Genomic DNA, 4736 nt, shown 5'->3' with positions numbered 1-4736 from the left:
GAGATCGCCTATCTCCAGGGCTTCATCGGCCGCGAGCAGTTGCAGGCGCGGGGCGAGCTGTTCGCCAAGACCAATTACGGCCAGAACCTGCTGCGCCTCGCCCGAGAGGGACGCCGCCCCGATCAGGATTTTTGATCGGGACAGCCACACCACCTCTGATCGAGGCGGGACGGGTTCTTCCGAGCGATGAGAGCCCGTCCTGGCAAAGCCGAAGCCATCCAGCACGTCCCGTTCTCCGGGGAGGTTGTGCCGGATGGCTTCGCCGACGCGCACGTGACGGACCGCGGCGGTGAGCGCCGGGCGTTGAAATCAGGTCAGCGGTCGCCCTGGATGAGCACGGCGCCGGTATAAGTCTCGGCGACCTCGCAGAAGGGGACGCCGCCGGCCGAGAGCACCGCCTCGACCGAGAACAGCGGCTCGGCCGGTCCCGGCATCCCAGCCTTTTCCGGCTGCCACAACATCGTCAGGGACAGGTTGCGCCGGCTGGGCCCGAGGGGGCGCACGACCCGGCCGAACGGCGCCTGCGTGCCGTCGAGCGCGGCGTTCATCTCGGGTGTCAGGCGGGACGGCACGTACCAATTGTCGGCTTCCGACAGCACGTGGCGGCCGCAGGTGAGCCGCACCCGGCGGTAGCGCACCGGCTCCTCCGGCCCGACCGCCAGCCGCTCGCGCCGGGCGGAACCTGCCGGCTTGTCGACTCCAGCTACGCGCACGGCGACGATCCGCGGGTCGGGCGAGAGGCCACGCTCGGCGCACCACGCTTCCAGGATCGCGGTGGCGCTCGGGGCCGCGAGCAGGCGGGCACTCAAGGTTTCGATCAAGGCGCGCGCCTCGGGACCATCCTGCGCCTCCCGGCTCGTCTCGGCGACCTGCGCCTTTGCGCTCCCGGCCTCACCCGGCAAAACGGCTGCGCCCAGCGTCGCGAGCCCTACCATCAGCATCCGTATCGCGGCCTTCATCATCGTGCAGCGCCATACGTTGCCGCCGGGCAAAGGTCCATCGCGGAGGGCAGGCTCCGCCTATTTGGTGCCGGGAGGCAGGGCGGTCGCGACCGGGCCGCCGGGGCTCAAGGGGAAGGTGACCTTGCAGCGCTGGCCGCCGGGCAGTTTGAAATCCGGATTCGGCAGTTCCAGGCGGACGCCGAAGGTGCCGCTCGCCGCGTCGAAGACCTGATCGACCACGCTGACCTTGGCCTCGTAAGAGCCGCCGATCGGCTGATCGAGCGTCACGGTCGCCGGCAGGCCCAGCGTGATCTCTTTCCAGCGGGAGACCGGCAGATAAGCTTCGACATAGAGCGGATCGAGCTGGACCAGGGTGAAGATCGCGCTGTCCTGGCGGACGAACTCGCCGGCCGACATCAGGCGCTCGGTGACGATGCCGCGGATCGGGCTGCGGATCATGCGCAGTTCGAGCTGCGCCTCGGCCCGCTGCAACTCGATGCCGTTGAGCTTGTGCTTGAGGATTTCGGTCTGGAGATCGCGCCGGCCGATTTCGTAATCGGCCTCGACCTGATCGAGCTTCTCCTGGGTGACGATGCCCTTCGAGAGCTGGTTCTGCCGGTCGAGACGCCGCTTGTAGAGTTCGACCCGGGTCTGCTGCGCCTCGATGCTGGCGGTCGATTCGGCCTGTGCCCGCGACAGGGCGACGTTGGCCTCCTCCACGCTGGAATCGAGCCGGGCGATGATGTCGCCGGCATTGACCGTGGCGCCGCGATTGACCGGCACGCTCTTGAGGATGCCGAGCGTGGCGGAGCCGATCTTCAGCTTCTGCGCCGGTTCGACGACGCAATCGACGCGGGGCTCCTCGGCCCAAGCCTCGAAGGAAGCCGCGAAGGAGGCGGAGAGGCAGAGGGCGAGGAGACCCAGGCGGGTCCGGCCTCGGCGCGTTCCGGCCGGCATGGTCATCGCGAAAAGATCCTCATTCGGAGTGGCCGGCAAAGGCCAGGATGCGGTCCTGCATCTGGTCGGAATGCAGAAGGTCGGCGCGCATGTGCCCGTGCAGGCGCTCGGTGCGCCGTTGGGCGTGGCGCAGCAGGCAGCGGCCGAAGGCTTGCCCCTTCTGGGGGCCGAGCAGCGCCATGATCCGGCGGGCGAGTCCTCGACCGATGAAACTGCCCTCCATCAGCGGGTCATCCAGGGACAGGATCGCTTGGAAGCAGCCCGGCTCGCCCTGGCGCCCGCTGCGTCCGGCGAGCTGGTCGTCGATGCGGCGGGCGTCCTGGCGCTCGACCATGAGGACGTGCAGGCCCCCGCGTTCGGCCACACCGGGCCCGAGTTTGATGTCGGTGCCGCGCCCGGCCATGTTCGTTGCCACCGTGATCCGGCCCCGCTGCCCGGCCTCCGCCACGATGGCGGCCTCCTGGCCGTCCTGGGCGGCGCTCAGCACCGTATGCGGCAGCCCGGCCGCGGTGAGATGGGCGCTCGCCCGTGCGGAGGCCGCCACAGAGCGGGTGCCGACGAGGACGGGGCAGCCGCGGGTGTGGAGTTCGGCGATCCGCTCGATCACCCGCCGCCACTGCGCCCCCTCGTCGGGGAGCACCTCGTCGGGCAGGTGCTGGCGCTGCACCGGCCGGTGGGTGGGGATGCGGACCACCGGCAGCCGGTAGACCGTCCAGAACTCGGCGGCGACGCCGCGGGTGGTGCCGGTCATGCCGGACAGGCGGGCGTAGCGGCGGAAGAAGCGCTGATAGGTCATGCGCGCGAGGGTGGAGCGGGCCCCCGACAATTCGCAGCCCTCCTTGTGCTCGACCATCTGGTGCAGGCCGTCGCTCCAGCTCCGGTCCGGCATGACCCGGCCGGTATTGGCATCGACGATCACCACCTTGCCGTCGCGCAGAATGTAATGCTCGTCCCGGTGGAACAGGTGCAGCGCCGAGAGCGCCTGACGCACGAGCCCTTCCCGGGTGACGCGCCCGCGCCAGACCGAATCCTGTCCGGGATCGTCGCTCGCGGCGAGGTCGGCGATCCGCGCGCGGCCGGTTTCGGTCAGGGTGATCCGGTGCTCGGCCGCATCGATGAGGTAATCCTCCGGTGTCGAGACCTGCCCGGCGATCTCCATGGCGCGGGACAGCACCTCGGGGCCGAATTGCGAGCCGGCCGGGGCGGAGATGATCAGCGGCGTACGCGCCTCGTCGATCAGCACGCTGTCGGCCTCGTCGACGATCGCGAAATGCAGGCCGCGCAGGCGCAATTGGGCGAGGCGGCTCTCCGGGGCGTGCAGGTTTTCGAGCTTCAGGCGCACGTCGCTGGCGCGCTGGCCGAGGGCGATCCGGTCGCGCAGATAGTCGAAGGCGAGATCCTTGTTGGTGCAGTAGGTGATGTTGCAGCCATAGGCCTGCGCCCGTTCCGGCAGCTCCTGCTTCTCCTTGACGACGCCGACGCTGAGCCCCAGGGCGGCGAAGAGCGGGCGCATCTCCTCGGCATCGCGCTCGGCGAGGTAGTCGTTGACCGTGACGATGTGGACGGGAAGTCCGGCGAGCGCCGCCGTGCCCGCCGCCAGCGTCGCCGTCAGGGTCTTGCCCTCGCCGGTCGCCATCTGGGCGATCCGCCCGTCGAGGAGGGCGGCGGCTCCCATCATCTGCACGCCGTAATGGCGCTGCCCCTTCACGCGGCCCGACATTTCCCGGATCAGGGCGAAGGCGTCGGCGATGTCGGCGTCGCGAAAGCCCTTGCGGGCCCGCAACGTGGCGGTCAGGGCCCGGATCCGCAGGCGCAACGCCTCGTCGGACAGGGCCGCCATCTCGTCGTCCTGGCTTGCGGCCCGGCGGGCGATCCGCGCGTAGCGGCGGGCGCTCCAATCGGCGAGCCCGACCCGCACAAGGCCGACGACCTTCGCCGCCGCCTGATCGAGGCGGCTCGCCTTGAGCGGCTTGCGCTCGGTATAGGCCCGTGCCGGAGGCAGGCGACAGGCGGCGGGCGCCGGCAGGGCGAGTGGATCAGACACGGAACTGACTCAGGAAGACCTGCCGCAGGCCGCGCAGGGCCCGCCACGCGATCGGCTCCGCCCCGTGATCGAAGCGGACATAGACCCGCTCGCCGAGGACATTGAACGGAATGCCGCCGGCGAGCTTCACGTCGAAGACGAAGATGCTCTGCAGGGCGACCGGCTTCTGCGGGTTGGTCGCATCCACGGCGATGGTGCCGCCCCCTTGAGTCGAGAGGGCGAGGCTCGGGATCTCCTGCTGGGCACCGGGCACTTCCCGCAGGATCGCGCCGGCCCGCACCTTCTCCGGCTGCTCGGCGAGACGGGCGGCGACGGCCTGGGTGCGGCTGCGGATCAGGTCCACATCGGTCTGCGGCACCACCACCCGCACCACCGGATCGTCGGCGGTGAGCACGTAGCCGATGCGCTCGCCCCGGCGCAGGTAGCGCCCGGGAAGATCGACGGAGCCCGGCACGATCAGGCGGCCGGCTTGGCTCGCGCGCACGGTGAGGCCTGCCTGCCGCTCGCGGTAGACCCTGAGAATCTCTTGCGTGCTGGCGACCTGCTCCTGCAGGATCTGCGCCTGGACCCGGTCGCCGAGCCGGGCCGCATCGTGGCGCAGGCGCAGTTCCGCCAGCTGCGCCTCCAACACCGCGACGCGGCTGTCGAGGCTCGGATCCTCCAGGGTCGCCAGCGCCTCGCCGGCCTGGGCGTCCCGGCCGGGCTCGACCAGCAGGGCGGTAAGGATGCCGTCGGTGCGGGTGCGGATCTGGGTGTCGTCGGGGGCCCAGACGACGCCCTGCGCCATGGTGGTG

General features: G+C 70.5%; 3 protein-coding genes and 2 pseudogenes. 1 reads left to right on the top strand and 4 read right to left on the bottom strand.

The window, feature by feature from the left end:
* Positions 1 to 135: pseudogene (locus tag MZTS_RS25370) on the top strand (glucose-1-phosphate thymidylyltransferase RfbA); the annotation flags it as partial.
* A 179-nt stretch (positions 136 to 314) separates the two neighbouring features.
* Here MZTS_RS25370 and MZTS_RS21370 read toward each other — a convergent pair.
* The 4 genes and pseudogenes from MZTS_RS21370 to MZTS_RS21355 form a co-directional block, all read right to left on the bottom strand.
* Entirely contained in the window at positions 315 to 962 is a 648-nt protein-coding gene (locus MZTS_RS21370) for a hypothetical protein (RefSeq protein WP_246482218.1), read from the bottom strand.
* A gap of 57 nt (positions 963 to 1019) precedes the next feature.
* Positions 1020 to 1904 carry an efflux RND transporter periplasmic adaptor subunit gene (locus MZTS_RS21365; RefSeq protein ID WP_192285342.1) on the bottom strand — a complete coding sequence of 295 codons (885 nt, stop codon included), beginning with the start codon at positions 1902 to 1904 and terminating at the stop codon, positions 1020 to 1022.
* A gap of 13 nt (positions 1905 to 1917) precedes the next feature.
* Positions 1918 to 3942, bottom strand: coding sequence for a preprotein translocase subunit SecA (locus MZTS_RS21360; protein WP_192285341.1), 2025 nt, complete (start codon positions 3940 to 3942; stop codon positions 1918 to 1920).
* A pseudogene (locus tag MZTS_RS21355) lies at positions 3935 to 4736 on the bottom strand (peptidase M50); the annotation flags it as partial. The gene MZTS_RS21360 and the pseudogene MZTS_RS21355, both read right to left, overlap by 8 nt.

Origin of the sequence: Methylorubrum zatmanii (assembly GCF_014845115.1) — a bacterium.
GTDB classification, from domain to species: Bacteria; Pseudomonadota; Alphaproteobacteria; order Rhizobiales; family Beijerinckiaceae; genus Methylobacterium; species Methylobacterium zatmanii.
The sequence above is the reverse complement of the archived record's forward strand: the minus strand, read 5'-3'. Positions and strand labels throughout refer to the sequence as shown.